Origin of the sequence: Compostimonas suwonensis (genome assembly GCF_002797855.1) — a bacterium.
GTDB lineage: Bacteria > Actinomycetota > Actinomycetes > Actinomycetales > Microbacteriaceae > Compostimonas > Compostimonas suwonensis.
Genome location: NZ_PGFB01000002.1, coordinates 289477 through 306664 on the forward strand (window position 1 = coordinate 289477; position 17188 = coordinate 306664).

14 protein-coding genes are annotated in these 17188 nt (G+C 70.9%); 4 read left to right on the forward strand and 10 right to left on the reverse strand.

Annotated elements, in window-relative coordinates; translation table 11 throughout:
- Window positions 1-131 precede the first annotated feature (131 nt).
- From leuS to CLV54_RS05165, 4 genes are all read right to left on the reverse strand, one after another.
- Window positions 132-2735 carry a leucine--tRNA ligase gene (gene leuS, locus CLV54_RS05150; protein ID WP_170061952.1) on the reverse strand — a complete coding sequence of 868 codons (2604 nt, stop codon included), beginning with the start codon at window positions 2733-2735 and terminating at the stop codon, window positions 132-134.
- A gap of 190 nt (window positions 2736-2925) precedes the next feature.
- A complete protein-coding gene (locus tag CLV54_RS05155; protein ID WP_100343880.1) occupies window positions 2926-3357 on the reverse strand; it encodes a VOC family protein in 432 nt (143 codons plus the stop codon).
- A 45-nt stretch (window positions 3358-3402) separates the two neighbouring features.
- Window positions 3403-3879, reverse strand: a complete 477-nt coding sequence (locus CLV54_RS05160) for an SRPBCC family protein (protein ID WP_100343881.1) — start codon at window positions 3877-3879, stop codon at window positions 3403-3405.
- Complete coding sequence (locus CLV54_RS05165) at window positions 3876-4268, reverse strand: ArsR/SmtB family transcription factor (protein WP_100343882.1); 393 nt, start codon at window positions 4266-4268, stop codon at window positions 3876-3878. The genes CLV54_RS05160 and CLV54_RS05165 overlap by 4 nt, the downstream gene beginning before the upstream one ends.
- 196 nt (window positions 4269-4464) lie before the next feature.
- Between CLV54_RS05165 and CLV54_RS05170 the strand changes: the two genes are divergently transcribed.
- Complete coding sequence (locus CLV54_RS05170) at window positions 4465-5493, forward strand: NADPH:quinone reductase (RefSeq protein WP_100343883.1); 1029 nt, start codon at window positions 4465-4467, stop codon at window positions 5491-5493.
- Window positions 5494-5518: 25 nt separating this feature from the next.
- On the opposite strand, the gene CLV54_RS05175 is transcribed toward CLV54_RS05170, so the two are convergent.
- Window positions 5519-7024, reverse strand: coding sequence for an anthranilate synthase component I family protein (locus tag CLV54_RS05175; RefSeq protein WP_100343884.1), 1506 nt, complete (start codon window positions 7022-7024; stop codon window positions 5519-5521).
- Window positions 7025-7118: 94 nt separating this feature from the next.
- Between CLV54_RS05175 and CLV54_RS05180 the strand changes: the two genes are divergently transcribed.
- Complete coding sequence (locus CLV54_RS05180; RefSeq protein ID WP_245861376.1) at window positions 7119-7916, forward strand: aminotransferase class IV; 798 nt, start codon at window positions 7119-7121, stop codon at window positions 7914-7916.
- Here CLV54_RS05180 and cydC read toward each other — a convergent pair.
- Genes cydC through CLV54_RS05200 form a run of 4 tightly spaced genes read right to left on the reverse strand, consistent with a single transcriptional unit; the run spans window position 7864 to window position 13764 of the window.
- Window positions 7864-9645 carry a thiol reductant ABC exporter subunit CydC gene (gene cydC / locus CLV54_RS05185; RefSeq protein WP_100343885.1) on the reverse strand — a complete coding sequence of 594 codons (1782 nt, stop codon included), beginning with the start codon at window positions 9643-9645 and terminating at the stop codon, window positions 7864-7866. The two genes, CLV54_RS05180 and cydC, sit on opposite strands and share 53 nt — an antisense overlap.
- Window positions 9638-11293 (reverse strand): thiol reductant ABC exporter subunit CydD, encoded by a 1656-nt coding sequence (gene cydD / locus CLV54_RS05190; RefSeq protein WP_100343886.1) that lies wholly within the window; start codon window positions 11291-11293, stop codon window positions 9638-9640. The genes cydC and cydD overlap by 8 nt, the downstream gene beginning before the upstream one ends.
- Window positions 11294-11303: 10 nt before the next feature.
- A complete protein-coding gene (gene cydB / locus CLV54_RS05195; protein ID WP_100343887.1) occupies window positions 11304-12329 on the reverse strand; it encodes a cytochrome d ubiquinol oxidase subunit II in 1026 nt (341 codons plus the stop codon).
- Window positions 12330-12351: 22 nt separating this feature from the next.
- Entirely contained in the window at window positions 12352-13764 is a 1413-nt protein-coding gene (locus CLV54_RS05200; RefSeq protein WP_100344386.1) for a cytochrome ubiquinol oxidase subunit I, read from the reverse strand.
- A 115-nt stretch (window positions 13765-13879) separates the two neighbouring features.
- Between CLV54_RS05200 and CLV54_RS05205 the strand changes: the two genes are divergently transcribed.
- Both CLV54_RS05205 and CLV54_RS05210 read left to right on the forward strand, forming a co-directional pair.
- Complete coding sequence (locus CLV54_RS05205) at window positions 13880-14269, forward strand: BlaI/MecI/CopY family transcriptional regulator (protein WP_100343888.1); 390 nt, start codon at window positions 13880-13882, stop codon at window positions 14267-14269.
- A 20-nt stretch (window positions 14270-14289) separates the two neighbouring features.
- Window positions 14290-15219 carry a M56 family metallopeptidase gene (locus tag CLV54_RS05210; protein WP_100343889.1) on the forward strand — a complete coding sequence of 310 codons (930 nt, stop codon included), beginning with the start codon at window positions 14290-14292 and terminating at the stop codon, window positions 15217-15219.
- Window positions 15220-15335: 116 nt separating this feature from the next.
- Here the strand turns inward: CLV54_RS05210 and CLV54_RS05215 are convergent, their stop codons facing one another.
- Window positions 15336-16961: an FUSC family protein gene (locus CLV54_RS05215; protein ID WP_100343890.1), complete on the reverse strand. Its 1626-nt coding sequence runs from the start codon at window positions 16959-16961 to the stop codon at window positions 15336-15338.
- Window positions 16962-17188 lie beyond the last annotated feature (227 nt).

Here is a 17188-nt window from a genome sequence, read left to right on the forward strand (position 1 = left end):
TCATCCGGCAGAGCGCGCGCCGGCGTTCGGTGGACAGCCCCACCTCCGACGGCATCCGTGCTGTGGTGGACACGAGCCCGCCACGACGGGCGATCACCGGCTCAAGCCGCGGAGGCAGACGACAGAGCCTCTCAGCCCGCCGAACGCGTCGCGATGTTGACGATCCGCGGAGCCCGCACGATGACGTTCACGATCTCGCGATCGCCCACCGAGCGGATGACGGACGCCGAGGCCCGGGCGAGGGCCTCGAGCTCGTCGCCCGAGATCTTCGGCGAGACCTCGAGGCGGTCGCGCACCTTGCCGTCGACCTGCACGACGGCCGTGATCGAGTCGTCGACGAGCAGGTTGGGGCTCGGCTTGCGCCACTGCGCGAGCGCGACGGGCGGCGGGTAGCCGAGCTGCGACCACATGTCCTCCGCCGTGTAGGGCGCGAAGAGGTTGAGCGCCATGGCGATGGCCTCCGCCGATTCGCGCACCGCGGCATCCGCAGCGCCCGGGCCCGAGTCGATGGCCTTGCGCGTCACGTTGACGAGCTCCATGATCTTCGCGACCACGACGTTGAACTTGAAGGCCTCGACGAGACCGGGGATCTCTGCGAGGAAGCGATGGGTGGTGCGCCGCAGGCTCAGATCACCGGTCTTCCAGTCGATGTCGGGGCTGCTCGTCACGTCCTGGGCGATGCGCCAGGCGCGGGCGAGGAACTTCGCGCTCGCGGCCGGCGAGACGTCGGCCCAGTCGATGTCGTCTTCGGGCGGGCCCGCGAAGGCCATCGTCAGGCGGATCGCGTCGACGCCGTGCTCGTCGAGCTGCTCGGAGAGCCGCACGAGGTTGCCCTTCGACTTGCTCATCGCCGAGCCGTCCATGAGCACCATGCCCTGATTCAGCAGCGCGCTGAACGGCTCGGTGAACGAGACGTAGCCGAGGTCGAAGAGCACCTTGGTGATGAACCGCGCGTAGAGCAGGTGCAGGATCGCGTGCGTCACGCCCCCGACGTACTGGTCGACGGGCGCCCACTTCTCGGCCTCGGCCGGGTCGAAGGCCTTGGTGTCGTCGTTGGGGTCGAGGAAGCGCAGGAAGTACCACGAGCTGTCGACGAAGGTGTCCATCGTGTCGGGGTCGCGGCGTGCCGGCGTGCCGTCGAGCGGGTTCGCGACGTTGACCCAGTCCTCGGCGGCGCCGAGCGGCGACTGGCCCTTCGGCTGCAGGTCGAGCCCCTCGGTCGGCGGCAGCACGACGGGCAGCTGGTCCTCCGGCACGGGGATGAGCGAGCCGTCCTGACCGTGGATGATCGGGATGGGGGTTCCCCAGTAGCGCTGGCGCGAGATGAGCCAGTCGCGGATGCGGTAGGTCTTCGCGGCGCGGCCGGTGCCCTCGGACTCGAGCCTCTCGATGATCCGCTGGATGGCGGTGCGCTTGCTGAGCCCGTCGAGCGAGCCCGAGTTGATCATGCGGCCTTCGCCGGCGAGGGCGACTCCCGTGGTCTTGGGATCGAGGGGCTCGATGTCGTCGGGCAGCTCACCGCTCTCGAGCTGCTCGGCCGTGATGACCGGGATCGCCCCGGTGACGGGCGCGTTCGTGTCGACGACGACCCGGATGGGCAGGTCGAAGGCGAGCGCGAAGTCGAGGTCGCGCTGGTCGTGCGCGGGCACGGCCATGACGGCACCGTGGCCGTAGTCGGCGAGCACGTAGTCGGCGGCCCAGATCGGCAGGCGCTCGCCGTTGACGGGGTTGATCGCGTAGCGGTTGAGGAAGACGCCGGTCTTGGGCCGATCGGCCGTCATCCTGTCGATCTCGCTCGACTTCTGCACGAACTCCAGGTACTCCTGGAAGCTCGTGCGCACGTCGGGCGCCGCGCCGGAGACGAGCTCGGCCGCGAGCTCGGAGTCGGGTGCGACGACCATGAAGGTCGCGCCGTGTAGGGTGTCGGGGCGGGTCGTGAAGACGGTGACCTTCTCGGCACGGCCCTCGACCTCGAAGTCGACGTCGGCGCCGATCGAGCGGCCGATCCAGTTGCGCTGCATCGAGAGCACCTTCGAAGGCCAGCTGCCCTCGAGCTGGTTGAGGTCGTCGAGAAGGCGGTCGGCGTAGTCCGTGATCTTGAGGTACCACTGGGTGAGCTTCTTCTTGACCACGAGGGCGCCCGAGCGCTCCGAGGTGCCGTCCGGCAGCACCTGCTCGTTGGCGAGAACGGTCTGGTCGACCGGATCCCAGTTGACCCAGCTGTCTTTGCGGTAGGCGAGGCCCTTCTCGTACATCTTGAGGAACAGCCACTGGTTCCACTTGTAGTACTCGGGGTCGCTCGTATGCAGAACGCGATCCCAGTCGAAGGACGCCGCGTAGCGCCGCATGCTCGTGCGCTGCTGCTCGATGTTGTCGTAGGTCCACTCGCGCGGGTCGATGCCGCGCTTGATCGCGGCGTTCTCGGCCGGCAGGCCGAAGGAGTCCCAGCCGATCGGGTGCAGCACATTGAAGCCCTGCTGCCGCCAGTACCGGGCGATGACGTCGCCGAGGGCGTACGCCTCGGCGTGACCCATGTGCAGATCGCCGGAGGGGTAGGGGAACATGTCGAGCACGTACTTGCGCGGGCGCTTGTCGGCGGGGTCGCCGCTGCGGAAGGGCTTCAGCTCGTCCCAGACGGGCAGCCACTTGTCCTGGATGGCGGCGAAGTCGTAGTGCCGCTCGTCGTTCTCGAAACGGTTGTCGCCATCGCTGGCCGCGTCGCGCTCGTGTGCCACGTGTCTCTCATTCACTGCGGGGGATGTGTCGGGCCAGGCTCGGAAGCCGCGTCCTGCGGCATCCGGCGCTTCGTACCCGACAATCAAGCCTAGTCGTCGGAGGCGTCGCGCGCCGCGCGCAGACGGATGCCGGCGGGCATGCGCTCCCCGCCGGCATCCGTCTGCGCAGCCGATCCGCGCCGTCCGCGCCTCACTCCGCGCCGAAACGACCCCGTGCCTCGGCCGGGATGAGCGGCTTCGCCGCCCGCGCCCGGATCTCCTGCACGGCCCAGCTGTTGCCGTCGGGGTCGCTGAACCCGAAGAAGGTGCCGCCGTCGCGCTCGTCGATGACCATGATCTCGCTCGCCTCGACTCCGCGCTCCACGAGCTCCTGCCGCGCCGCCGCGGCGTCGGAGACCACGAGCTGCGTGCCCTTGAGCGAGCCGGGCGCCATCTCGTTCTGCGCGGGCAGGGTTCCGATCACGATCGAGCAGCCGGAGCCGCGCGGCGTGAGCTGCACGAAGCGCTGGTCGCCCATCTGCGTGTCGTGATCGAGCTCGAAGCCGACGCGGTCGCGGTAGAACTCGACGGCGCGCTCGATGTCGCTCACGGGGAGGATGACGACCTCCAGTGTCCAATCCATCGTTCTGTCTCCTTCTTCGTGTTCTTCCGTGTTCTCCGGCGGGTGTCAGAGGGTCTTGGTGAGCTCGTCGAGACGCTCGTAGCCTTCGGACATGCCCTGTTCCATGTTGCTCTCGATCATTCCGTCACGAGCCTCCTGAGAGGGGTAGACGGAGTGGCCCGAGAGCTTGGTGCGGCCGTCGCCGAGATCCTCGAAGGTGATCGACTCGATGCTCACGACATCCGGGAAGCCTTCGAACTCGAAGGTCTGGATCGCGAACTCGTTGTCGCGCACGACGTGGAACACGCCCGTGAAGGCGTAGTCCTCGCCCTCGGGGTCGCGGTGGATGTACCGGTAGCCGCCGCCCGTGGTGAAGTCGTACCGTTCGACGATCATCTCGTAGCCGTGCGGACCGAGCCATCGCTTGAGCAGCTCGGGATCCTTGTGGGCACGGAACACGACCTCGACGGGCGCGTCGAACTCGCGCTCGAAGTCGATGTAGGGCACGCCCTCGGGCGCTGTGATGGTGACGGAGTTCGTCATTGTCCTTCCTCCTTCTTCTGCGTGGCGCCGTCGGCGCCGTCGGTCTTGCCGGGGCTGGTGAGGATGCCGAGCAGTGCGTCCAGGCTCCTGAACTGCTGCTCGTGGATCAAGCGGTATGTGTCGATCCAGGCCGTGAGGGCCTCGAGCTGCGCCGCGTTGAGGTGGACGGGCCGGCGCTGCGCGTCGCGCGTGCGTGTGACGAGCCCCGCCTGTTCGAGCACCTGGATGTGCTTCGAGACCGCCTGCTTGGTGATCTCGAAGGGCTCGGCCAGCTGGTTGACGGTCGCCGCGCCGCGGCTGAGCCGGGCGATGATCCTCCGCCGCACCGGGTCGGCCAGGGCCATGAAGGCCCGGTCGAGCCGGTCGTCCGCCGAGGGATCGATGACCATTGTCAACTACTTTCTTGATCAACTACTTAATTGACTAAAGGATACGACGGCACCGGAAGCCGGTCAAGGCCCCGACGCGGATCGTTCAGAAAAGAGCCGCCGGCCCGGCGCATAATGGCCGGAGACACCCGCGAGCCGCAGACGCGCCACACCATCGACGCCGCAGAAGGCCGCCCGAGCACGAACGAGGAACACCATGAGAGCAATCGTCCACGACCGGCCCGGCGACGCATCCGTGCTTCATCTCGTGGAGCGCGAGATCCCACAGCCCGCCGCCGGCGAGGTGCGCGTGCGGGTGGTCGTCTCCGGCGTGAACCCGACCGACTGGAAGTCGCGCAGTGCCCCCGCCGGCGACCCGCGGGGCGAGATCGAGTTCGTTCCCAACCAGGACGGCGCGGGCGTCGTCGACGCGATCGGGCCGGATGTCGCGGGCCTCGCCGTGGGCGACCGCGTGTGGCTCACCCTCGCCGCCTACAACCGGCCGACCGGCGGCACCGCGCAGGACTACACCGTCGTTCCCGCCGAGCGCGTCTTCCCTCTGCCCGCCAACGCCGACTTCGAGCTCGGCGCGAGCATCGGCGTGCCCGCGATCACCGCCCACCGGGCCCTCACCGTCACCGAAGGCGGCCCCGCCCGGCTCGCCCCGGGCGCCCTCGACGGTCGCACGATCCTCGTCGCGGGCGGCGCCGGGGCCGTGGGCCACGCCGCCATCCAGCTCGCACGCTGGGCCGGGGCGACCGTCATCGCGACGGTGAGCGGACCGCAGAAGGCCGGCTACGCGAGTTCTGCGGGCGCGCATCACGTCGTCAACTACCGGGACGCCGACGCGGCCGAGCAGATCCGGCAGGCGGCCCCCGACGGCGTCGACCTCATCGTCGAGGTCGCGGTCGGCGGCAACTCCGAGCTCGACCTCTCCGTGCTGCGAACGCAGGGCACGATCGCCGTCTACGCCAACAACGGCGACAAGCCCGCGACCTTCGACGTGCGCAGGAACATGGGGCTCAACGCGCGCTACCAGTTCGTGCTGCTCTACACGCTCGGCCGTGAGCAGATGACGAACGCCGCGGACGACGTCACCGCGGCCATCGTCGCCGGCGCACTGCCCGTGGGCGAGGCCGCCGGGCTGCCGCTGCACCGCTTCGCGCTCGAAGACACGGCGGCGGCGCACGAGGCCGTCGAGCGGGAGACGGTGGGCAAGGTGCTCATCCGGATCGCCGAGGCGTGAGCGCCGGACGACCGCGCCCCTGAGCTCAGCGGGCGAGCAGACCGAGGAGCGCGTCGACCTTGACGCGCGTCTCGGCCAGCTCCTCCTCGGGCACGGAGAGGGCCGTGATGCCCCCGCCGGTACCGATCGCCGCGGCATCCGGCCCCAGCACGATGCTGCGGATGACCATGGCGAGGTCGATCGCGCCGTCGATGCCGAAATAGCCGAAGACCCCCGAGTACACGCCGCGTGGGCCCGCTTCGAGGGCGTGCAGGATGCCCATGGCGCTCGACTTGGGCGCGCCGGTCATCGATCCCGCCGGAAAGCACGCCCGTACGACGTCGACTCCGCTCGAACCCTCGTCGAGCTGCGCCTCCACGGTGCTCACGAGCTGGTGCACCTGGGCATAGCTCTCGACCTCGAGCAGTCGCGTGACCTCGACGGTGCCGAGCCTCGCGACACGGGAGAGATCGTTGCGCATGAGATCGACGATCATGAGGTTCTCGGCGCGCTCCTTGTCGCTCGCGAGGAGCTCGGCGCGCAGCCCGGAATCGTCCTCGGAGTCGGCGCCTCGCGGGCGCGTGCCCTTGATCGGACTCGTCGACACGTGACCGTCGGAGCTCACCCGCAAGAACTGCTCGGGCGTCGCGCTCAGAACGCTCAGCTCGCCGAAGCGCAGAAGACCGCCGTTGCGGGTCGGGCTCAGCTCGCGCAGGCCCCGGTAGACGGCGAGCGGGTCGAACCGGCCGTGCACCCGCACCTCGTTCGTGAGGCACAGCTGGTACGCGTCACCACGGCGGATCGCCTCCTGGCACTCGCGCACGAGCTCGAGATAGCGCTCCTCGCCGTGCCGCCAGCGCGGACTCGCGTCGTCGTGGCCGGGTGCGCTCGTTGACGCGACGATGTCGGATGTCTCGGCCCGGCGGTCGGGGGCGGTGCCATCGCTCTCCCGCAGCTGCGCGATCGCCGCCGCCGTCTGCCGCAACCAGTGCTCGGCTCCATCGTCGTCGAAGGCGAGAAGCGTGATCGCCTGCGAGCCGTGATCGAACTCGACGGCGCGGTCGACGAAGAGCAGAGCCGCATCGGGGTATCGGGATGCCGCGACCGGGGCGCCCGCAGCGGACGCGCCCGCCTCGTACCCGAGCCACCCCACCCACCCGAGACGGAAGCCACCGCGGGATGCTCCATCGCCGTCGCTGCGCGCGTCCTGCACCGCGTCGCTCGACACCGACGCGCTCGACACCGCGTCGCTCGACACCGACGCGCCGGCGAGGGCCTCGGCGAGCACATCGAGGATCGCACCCGGGCGGGTCGACTCGTGGGCGCCGTCGAGTCGGCGGCGTGTGACGGTCGCGGTCGCGACATCCGCGGTGATGAGCTCGGATTGCGCACGGCCGGCAGCGAGGTAACTGCGAGACGACGCCCCGTTGGAGGAGGCGTCCGCTCCCGCGTCGAGCCAGACGGCGTAGGGCTCCGCGGCGTACAGACCCGCGAAGACGATCGCCGGGTCGACCCAGGCGTCGACAGGGAGTCTCAGGAGCCGCCGGATCATCGTCTTAGCCTAAAGCGGGGTTAGCCTGGAACGACGCCACCGGCCGGTCCGAGGCGCGCCGACGACACGACAGCACCGACACGAGGGACGAGGCGTGACCACGATCGACACGACGTTCCGCTGGCTGGGCGGCGCGTTGCATCCGCTCGACGACTGCGACCTCGCGGAGTCGACGCTCGCCGTCGCCGACTCCTGGCTCGTGACCGAGGGGCGTGCCCGCGCGCTCGAGGCGCATCGCGAGAGATTCGGGCAGGCCGTCGCGCGACTCGGCGGCACGATCTCCCCCGACGAGCTCGAGCTCTTCTGGGCGCAGGGGCTCGCGCTCATCCCCCGCGAGGGCGAGTGGTTTCCGCGCGCCGAGCTGCTCGAACGCGCCACCGGCCGCGAGCTACGGTTCCGGGTGCGGCCGGCGCCCGCCCTGCAGACGGCGGTGAGCCTCTGGACGGCCCCGAACGACCCCCGTCGAACACCCGCCGTCAAGGGCCCCGACATCCCCGCCCTCTCCCGGCTGCGACAGAACGCGCAGAAGGCGGGCGCGACGGAGGCCGTGATCCTCGGCGAGAACGGCACGATCGTCGACGGCGCGACGACGGCGCTGCTCTGGTGGCGGAGCGGCACGCTCATCGCCCCGACGAGCGATCTCACACGCGTCGCGAGCGTCACGGCCCGCACGATCCGGATGCTCGCGGGTGCGCTCGGCACCCCCGGCTCCGAGGAGCGGGCCCGGCCCTCCGACCTCGACGGCGCCGAGCTGTGGGCCGTCAACGCCCTGCACGGCATCCGCCCCGCGACCTCCTGGATCGACGGCCCGCAGCTCGCGGCGCCGGATGCCGCCCGCCTCAGCGCGTGGCGACGGCGTCTCGAGGCGCTGAGGCGGCCGCTTCCCTCCTGAGCGAGGCGTCGTCCGACGTCTCGGGCGCGAACAGGCCGCCGCCGCGCAGCTCCAGACGCCGCGTGACGAGCTCCCCGGGTACCTCCGTGTGCGAGATGACGAGCACGGCGCGCGCGTCGTCTCCGCCGAGCGCCAGGATGTCGCGCAGCAGCTCCTCGGCGCGCTCCGCGTCGACGTTCGCCGTCGGCTCGTCGACCACGAGCACGGGGAAGTCGGCGAGCAGCGCCCGGGCGAGCGCGATCCGCTGCGCCTGGCCTCCCGAGACGAGCTGGCCGCGCTCGCCGACCGTGGCATCCAGCCCTCCGCGCTCCGCGAGCCAGTCGCCGAGGCCGACGCGGTCGAGCACGGCCGTCAGCTCCTCGTCGCTCGCGGTGTCGCGGGCGAAGAGCAGGTTCTGGCGGATGTCGGAGTCGAAGAGGTACGGCGACTGCTCGCACAGGCCAACGACCCGCCGCACCTCGTCGTGGGCGAGCTCGCGTGCCTCCACGCCGCCCACGCGGTAAGAGCCCGAGTAGTCGAGGAAGCGCACGAGCACGTGGGCGAGCGTCGTCTTGCCCGCGCCGCTCGCGCCCGAGACGACGACCCTGTCCCCCGCCGCGAGGTCGAGGTCGAGGCCGTGCAGCACGGCCTCGCCGCCGGGCCAGCGGGCGGCGACATCCCGGAGGGAGACGAGCGGGGTGCCCGGCGCCGGCTCGATGCGTTCCGCGCGAGGCGCGGGAGCACCGGCCGCACCATCCGCCGCGATGTCAGCCGGGATCTCCGGCGGCAGCTCCTGCGGCACGACGGTCGCGATCCGCTGCGCGCTCGAGCGCACCCGCCGCCAGGCTCCGAGCGCGGCGGGCACCGCCGCGAACACCTCGAAGACGGCGATCGGAACGAGTGCGACGACGGCGAGGACCGGCCCGCTGAGCCCGCCCGCGGCCACCTCGGGCGCCCCCACGAGGAGCGCCGCGATCGTCGCCGCCCCCGCGATCACCGAGACGAGGGCACCGACGACCCCGGCGCCGGCGGCGAGCCGCAGAGTCGCGGCACGAAGGCGTTCGTCGGCCCGGTCGAGGCGGGCGCGTTCCGCGTCGAGCGCCCCGTAGGCCGTGAGCACCTCGAGGTTGCCCGTGAGATCGAGGATCAGATCGGCGAGCCGTGCCCGCAGCGGCGCGACCTCGCGCTCCGCTCGGGCGGCGACGGCCGTGTCGGCGGCGGTTCCGATGACGGCCGCGAGCAGCAGCGCGATCGCGAGTGTGATGCCCGCAGCGGGCAGGAGCACCCAGACCAGGGCGACCGCGGCCGCGCACACGAGCACCGCGGAGACGAGCGGCTGCACAACGCGCAGGGGGTGATCCTGCAGCTCGTCGACATCGCGCACGAGCCGGCTCAGCAGATCGCCGCGCCGCGACCGCGCGAGCCCGTCGGGCGCGAGCGGGAGAAGCCGCTCGAGGACGCCCACCCGCAGCTCCGCGAGCTGGCGGAAGCTCGCGTCGTGGCTGAAGAGCCGCTCCAGGTAGCGGAAGACGGCGCGGCCGAGCGCGAAGGCGCGCACCCCGACGATCGCCATCATGAGATAGAGGATCGGCGGCTGCTCGGCGGCGCGCGTGATGAGATAGGCGGATGTCGCGAGCAGCCCGACCGCGCACAACGCGCTGAGCGCCCCGAACAGCACCCCCGGCAGGAAGCGGCGCAGCGGCGGCTGGGCCAGGCGCAGCACGCGCCGGGTGGCCTCGGCGTCAGACATGTGCACGCTCCCCCACCTCGACGACGACGTCGGCCTCCGCCGTGAGCGCGGCGCGGTGGCTCACGACCACCACGGCGCAGCCCTCCCGGGCGATCTCGCGCAGCCCGCGCATCAGGACCGCCTCGGTCGTGCGGTCGAGCGCCGAGCTCGGCTCGTCGAGCACGAGCACGGCGCACCGCCGACGCAGCGCTCGGTAGAGGGCGCGCGCGATCGAGATCCGCTGCGCCTGACCGCCCGAGACGCCGCTGCCGCCGACCCCGAGCTCGAGCTCCGGCTCGACATCGACGGCCGCGAGCCGCAGCGCCCGTGCGAGGGTCTCGGCGTGCGGCTGCGCGTCGCCGAGCGTGACGTTCTGCGCCACGCTCGCGGCGATGAGACCCGGGCGCTGACCAGACCAGGCGAGCCACTCGCGGCCGCGAAGGGGGGCGGCCGCGACATCCGCGCCGCCGAGGCGGATCTCGCCCTCGTACTCCACGAAGCCGAGCAGCGCCGAGACGATGCTCGACTTGCCCGCGCCGCTGGGGCCCACGACGGCCGAGATCGTGCCCGGCTCGAAACGGGCGCTGAAGTCGGCGATCGCCGGCCTGCCCTCGTACGAGACCGACACCCGGTCGAGCTCGAGCGCCGAGGACCGCCCGGGGTGCGTCGCCGGGCCCGATGCGCCGTCGAGCGCGTCATCCCCGGCTGCCGGACCCGGCGCGTCGCCGAGGATGCCCAGAACGTCGTCGGCCGCCGCGACCCCCTCCGTCGCCGCGTGATACTGCACCCCGACGTTGCGCAGGGGCAGGAAGGCCTCGGGCACGAGCAGCAGGACGAAGAGCCCCACCGCGAGCCCGAGCTCGCCGTCGACGAGACGGATGCCGATCGACACCGCCACGAGCGCGACCGAGAGGCTCGCCGCCAGCTCGAGGGCGAACCCGCTCAGGAAGGAGTAGCGGAGCACCGACATCGTCTGCGTGCGGTAGTCGTCGGTCACCGCGCGGATCCGCTCGACCTGGCGTCGCTGCCGGCCGAAGATCGTGAGGGTCGAGAGACCGCCCACGACGTCGAGGAAGCGGGTCGAGAGCACCGTGAGGGTCTGCCATTGCTTGCGCTGCACGGCCTGGGTGGCCCAGCCGATGAGGATCATGAAGATCGGGATGAGCGGCAGGGTCACGAGGACGGTGATGCCACTCGCGACATCCTGCGACAGGAGCACGAGCACGAGGATCGGCGTGCCCAGCGCCGTGAGGATGAGCTGCGGCAGGTACTTCGCGAAGTACGGGTCGAGCGCGTCGAGGCCGCTGCCCACGATCGTCGTGATCCGCGCCGAGTTCCGCGTCGACATCCAGCTCGGCCCGCGCCGCGCGATCGTGTCGAGCACCCGCGCGCGCAGCTGGCTCTTCACCCGGGCCGCGCCCTCGGCCGAGACCCGCTCGATCAGCAAGATCGTCAGGCCCCGCACGAGCACGACGACGGCGAGGGCCACGACGAGCGGCGAGAGCCCGGCGAGGCTCTGCCCCTCGACGACTCCCACGATGACGCGCGAGAGGAACCAGGCGAAGCCGACGATGCTCGCGGTCTGCACGAGCGCGAGCATCGCACCGAGGGCCAGAGTGCTGCGGGCCGCGCTCGCGTGGCGCAGCAGGCGGGGGTCGAAGGGCTTCATCACGGGCCTCTCAGCGCCCGGCCGGGGCGGCGCCGACGGGCTCCACGGGGATGCTCGCCCGGGTGATCCGCTTGCGGAAGATCCAGTAGGTCCAGGCCTGGTAGCCGACGATGAGGGGCAGGAAGACGAGCGCCGTCCAGCTCATGACCGTGAGCGTGTACTGCGAGGAGGACGCGTTCGCGATCGTCAGGCTGTTGGCGGCATCATTGCTCGCCGGCATGACGTCGGGCACGAGCGAGCTGAAGAGGCTCAGCACCGCCACGCCGATCGTCACCGCCATGAGCGCGAAGGCCACGCCCGAGCGAGCCCGCAGGTTCGCGAGGAACGATCCCACGAGCGCCACCGCGGCCGCAGCCGAGAGCAGGGCCGAGGCGATCGAGCCGTACGCGAGCGTCGTCCAGAGCAGGAAGGCCGCCGCCACGACGATCGTCACGACCCCGGCACCGATCGCCAGCCGGTGCGCCCGGGCGCGCATCTCGCCGTCGGTCTTGAGGGTCACGAAGACGACGCCGTGCGTGAAGAAGAGCACGAGCGTCGTGAGACCGCCCAGCAGGGCGTACGGGTTCAGCAGGTCGAGGAGCGAGCCCGTGAGGTTGTGCCCGGCGTCGAGCGGGACCCCGCGCACGACGTTGGCGAAGGCGACACCCCAGAGGAAGGCGGGAACGGCCGAGCCGACCACGATCATCGTGTCGAAGCGGCGCTTCCAGGCGTGCTCCGGTCGCTGGTGCCGGTACTCGAACGAGACGCCGCGCGCGATGAGGGCGAGCAGGATGAGCAGCAGCGCGAGGTAGAACCCGCTGAACATCGTCGCGTACCACTCGGGGAAGGCCGCGAACAGCGACGCCCCCGCGACGATGACCCAGGTCTCGTTGAGATCCCACACCGGCCCGATCGTGTTGATGAGCACACGACGGTCGACGTCGTCCTTGCCGAGGAAGGGCAGCGACATCCCCACGCCGAAGTCGAAGCCGTCGAGCACGAAGTACCCGACGAACAGTCCTGCGACGATCCAGAACCAGAGAAGACCGAGATCCATGACAGCTCCTTGGGTGACGAGATCAGTAGACGGTGACGTCGTGCCGGATGTCGCCGGTCACCGGGTCGGGTCGGGGTGCGTCATCCGGCCCCTTCTGGGCCGCCCGTTTGACGAGCCGGAACTCGACGACGGCGAGGGTTCCGTAGATGAGCGTGAAGGCGACGAGCGAGATGAGCACCTCGAGGCCGCTCACGTTCGGCGACACCCCGTCTTCGGTCTTGAGCAGGCTGAAGACGAGCCAGGGCTGCCGGCCCATCTCGGTGAAGGTCCAGCCGACGGTCATGGCGAGCAGCGAGAGCGGGAACGACCAGATCGCGGCCTTCCAGATCCACTTGTTCTTCGGGTGACGGCCCTTGCGGGTGATCCACAGCCCGACGACGGCGACGAAGACGTGCAGCAGGCCGAGCCCGATCATCCAGCGGAACGACCAGTAGGTCACCCAGATGATGGGCGTGTAGTCGCCGGGGCCGTAGAGCTGCGTGTACTGCGCCTGCAGGTCGTTGATGCCCTCGACCGTGCCGTCGAAGGTGTGGGTGGAGAGGAACGACAGCAGATACGGGATGCGGATCGAGAAGAGCTCGTGCACGCCGTCGGGGGTTCCGAGGGTGAAGATCGAGAACGAGGCATCCGCCCCCGTCACGGTGTTGTAGGTCGCCTCGGCCGCGGCCATCTTCATGGGCTGCGTCTCGACCATCACGAGGCTCAGCTGGTCGCCGGCGAGGGTGGTCAGGATGCCGGCGCCCACCATCATCCAGAGGCCGAACTTGAGGGCGGGGCGCATCGTGTCGAGGTGCTGGTTGCGGGCGAGGTGATACGCGGCGACGCTGATGATGAGGCCGGCCGTGACCATAAAGCACGCGAAGATCGTGTGCGGGAACGCAGCGAGTGCGACGGGATTGGTCAGCAGCTCCCAGATGTCGGTGAGCTCGGCCCGCCCCTTCTCGGGGTTGATCTCGTAGGCGATCGGGTTCTGCATAAAGGCGTTCGCGGCGAGGATGAAGTAGGCCGAGAGGATCGACCCCACGGCTGTCACCCAGATGGTGGCGAGATGCAGGCCTTTCGGCAGCTTGTCCCAGCCGAAGATCCACAGGCCGATGAACGTCGCCTCGAGGAAGAAGGCGAGGAGGCCCTCGAAGGCGAGCGGGGCGCCGAAGACGTCGCCGACGAACCGCGAGTAGTCCGACCAGTTCATGCCGAACTGGAACTCCTGCACGATGCCGGTGACGACGCCCATCGCGAAGTTGATGAGGAAGATCTTGCCGAAGAAGCGCGTGAGCTGCAGGTAGTGCGGTTTCACCGTGCGGTACCACGCGGTCTGGAAGATCGCGACGGTGAGGGCGAGGCCGATCGTGAGCGGCACGAAGAGGAAGTGGTAGATCGTCGTGAGTCCGAACTGCCACCTCGACAGCAGCAGTGGATCGAGCAGCTCGTTCACCCGCACTCCCTTCGGACGGCCGTCTCAGCGGCCCGACCATCGAGTTCTACGAACCGTAGAACTCGTTCTTCTACAGAGCGTAGAACAAACCGCGGGAAAACGGTAGTCTGGTGTCATGGCAACACTGGGAGACCTCGAACGCGCGGTGATGAACGTGCTCTGGGAGTCGGACGCCGAGCTCTCGGCGAACGCGCTGCGCGACCGGCTCGTCGAGCTCCCGGCGGATGACAGCGGCCCCGGCGGCTCCGATCGCCGCGAGATCGCCACCACGACGATGCTCACCGTGCTCTCCCGGCTCGAGAGCAAGGGCTTCGTCACCCGCTCCCGTGACAGGCGCCCGCACCTCTACCGCGCCGTCACGAGCCGTGCCGACCACACGGCCGAGCTCATGCACGAGGTGCTCGGCGCCTCCCCCGACCGCGAGGCCGCCCTCGCGCGCTTCGTCGGAAGCGTCTCCCCGACCGAGGCCGAGACGCTGCGCAAGCTCCTCGCCTCGCGCGGCTGACGTCGTATGCCGAAACCAGCATGAGTCTCGCCTGGGCGTTCCTGGCCGTGCTCGCGGTCGCACTCGCCTGGCCCGTGCCGATCGCCCTCGCCCGCGCGTCCTGGACAGCACGCGCACCCGGAACCGCCCTCGCGCTCTGGCAGGCGATCGCCCTCGCCGGTGGCCTGTCGATGATCGGGGCCCTGCTGAGCTACGGGCTCATCCCCTTCGGCGACGACCTCGTGACCGCCTTCGAGGCTCTCGCCGGCAAGCTCTTCAGCGGTCCGCTGCCGCCGACGGTGGGGGTGACGCACATCGTCGCGCTCTCGGGAGCGCTGCTGCTCGGCATCCACCTGCTGCTCAACCTCGCGAACACGGCCGTGCGCACCGAACGCCAGCGCCGGCGGCACCACGCCCTCGTCGAGCTGCTCAGCTCGCCCATCCCCGACCGCCCCGGCACACGGCTGCTCGACCACCCCGCACCCGTCGCGTACTGCCTGCCCGGGGTGCGCACGATCACCGTGCTCTCGGAGGGGCTCGTGCAGTTGCTCGACGCGCAGCAGCTGCGGGCCGTGCTCGCCCACGAGCGCGCGCACCTGCGGCAGTTCCACCACCTCGTGCTGCTCGCCTTCAAGGCCTGGCACAGCGCGCTCCCCTGGTTCCCGATCGCCAACCGCGCCGAGAAGGCCGTGGCCCTGCTCGTCGAGATGCTCGCCGACGACGACGCGCGCCAGGAGGTCGACGATGAGACACTCGCGACCGCGATCGCCCTCGTCGGCTCGTCGTGGAGAGAGGCGCCCGGCGACGATGACGAGACGCCCTCGGCGACGGATGCCGATGCCCTCGGCGCCCGTCTCTCGAGGTTGATCACGCCCACGCCGCCGCTGCCCCGCCCCGCGCGGCTGCTCGTGCTCGCGGGAGGCGCTGTGCTCGTGCTCGTGCCCGCCGTCTTCATCCTGCTGCTGCTCTAGCGCGCCGCGCGCCGCGCGCCGCGCACGCCGAGCGCGGCTTTGTTCGCGGGCGCTGAGCCTCGGGGCTCGTCGGTCGCGAACAAAGCCGCGCTCGGCGACCGCGCTCGGCGCCGGCGCTAGCGCCGGGCGCGGCGCAGGAGCGCGATCGGCTCGTCGAGGCGGCCGAAGAGGTCGAGCAGCTCCACGAAGGCCTCGCTGACGTCGGCGGCGCCGGGGTCGCGCAACCCCTCCTGCACCACCACTCGACGAGCCGCGACATCCGTATCGTCGGCTCGTCCCGCGAGGGTGCGGCGCAGAGCCCCGAGACGTCGGGAGAGCGCGACGCTCTCGGCACGCAGCTCGCCGTCGGCGACGACGCCCGGATGCTCGCGCACGGCACGTCGATAGCGGCGCGCGGGGTCGCGGCACAGGCTCACGAGCTCGACGACATCGGCCCGGTGCACGCCGCCCCGGTCGCGCAGCCGGATCGCGCGGTGGGCGCGGAGCGTGGGCGCCAGCTGCTCGAGGCGCGCGACGGCCACCTCGAAGTCGTGGCCCCGCTCCTCGAGGAGCTCCTGCTCGTCGCGCCCCGCCGCGATGACGGCCGAGAGGGCCGCCAGCGCCTCGGCCGTGCGACGGCGCAGCACGTCGCCCGTGCGAACGGGCATGATCAGCCAGGCCGCCGCGACCGCGATGACGCCGCCGACCACGATCGCCACGAGCCGCACGAGCAGGGCGTCCTGCGAGGAGACGCCGGAGTAGTCGTTGAGGAGCGAGAGCGCCGCCGTCACACCGGCCGCCCACCAGCCGTATCCGACCGGGCGCAGCCACAGGGCGAGCGCGAGCACGATGACGATCCACACCACGATCGCCGCGTCGCCCGGCCGCGCGACCAGCGCGAGCAGGGTCGCCGCGATCGTGCCCCCGAGCGCTCCGAGCACGCGATGCACACCCTTGTGCACGACATCGCCGCGGCCCCGGTTGCCGCTCGACACGAGGTAGGCCGTGAGCACGACCCACGGCCAGTGCTCTCCGAAGAACAGGTATCCGACGGCGAAGGCGACCAGCAGCGCAGCCGCCATCTGCACGGCCATCCTCGTGCTCACGAGCGCCCGGCGCGGAGCGGGCTCACCCGGCGCGCGCTCGGGGCCGCGTCCATGCTCACGCTCATGGTCGCGCTTCCCGGCGGCACGAGGTGCCGCGGACGGAGCGGGCACCACCGCACGCGGCAGGATGCCGAACCGCTGGGCGAGCACGCCCACGATCACGACCCAGGCCACCACCACGAGCGCGACGAGAGCCGTCCACAGCGGGAAGAAGGCGCTCGGGCGCACCGGCAGAGGCGCCACGAGCACCGTGACGAACGGCAGGGCGACGAGGGTTCCGATCCTGCTCGCGGTGGGGCCGAGACGGCGCACCCAGATCGCCCCGCTCATCGCCAGCACGAAGAGCACCGCAGCGAGCACCGGCAGCCCCACCATGAGCGCGCCCACCCCGCCCGCCGCGACGGCGACGACGGGCAGGGCCACGGCGCCGAGCAGACGCTGCCGGATCGTCGCGCCGGCGCGCTCCTGGGTATAGCTGAGGGAGAGCATCACGGCGAGCACGACGAGGTCGAGACTCTCGCCGCTCAGACCGCCGATGAGGGCGGCGCTGACGGCGCTGAGCAGACCCACGACGACCGTCGCACCTGCCGCCCGCAGTCGCACGAACCCCGGATCGACGACGGTGCGCTGGAAGGCCCGGGCGAGATCGTCAGTCATCGCGACCCATTGTCACCCCGCGCGCTGTGTGCGCGCTCCCTTCAGCGCGCGGGTCGCCTGTGAGGGGTCGACCGAGGGCAGGTCGGACAGGGAGACGGTTGAGGACGCGTCGCCCGCCTGGAGCACCATCCCCGCCATTGTGGAGCGCAGCTCGTGAGACCGTGCCGTCGAGTTCGTTTCCATGTGGACGGCGTACACAACTCTGTGCGAGGTCTGGGAATGGCGCG